Source organism: Staphylococcus auricularis (genome assembly GCF_051172115.1).
GTDB lineage: Bacteria > Bacillota > Bacilli > Staphylococcales > Staphylococcaceae > Staphylococcus > Staphylococcus auricularis_A.
Genome location: NZ_JBPIZN010000042.1, coordinates 1 through 250, shown reverse-complemented (window position 1 = coordinate 250; position 250 = coordinate 1). Strand labels below are relative to the sequence as shown.

Below are 250 nucleotides of genomic sequence, written 5' to 3'. Positions count from 1 at the left end.
CAAAAGCGTGTGGGAATTTATGTACGCGTATCGACTGAGATGCAGAGCTCAGAAGGCTACTCGATAACAGGCCAGATCAATCAGATTGAAGAATACTGTCAATTTAATAACTTCAAAGTGGTAGATGTATACGCAGATCGTGGTATTTCCGGAAAATCTATGAACCGCCCTGCACTACAACGTATGTTACAAGACGCTAAAAATGGTCATATCGATTGTGTTATGGTCTACAAAACAAATCGATTAGCAC

The 250-nt window shown here is 40.4% G+C and carries 1 protein-coding gene; it reads left to right on the top strand.

The annotated features are described in order from the left end of the window. On the top strand, positions 1-250 hold a 250-nt coding region (locus ACSBRB_RS10740; protein ID WP_435032736.1), incomplete at both ends, for a recombinase family protein.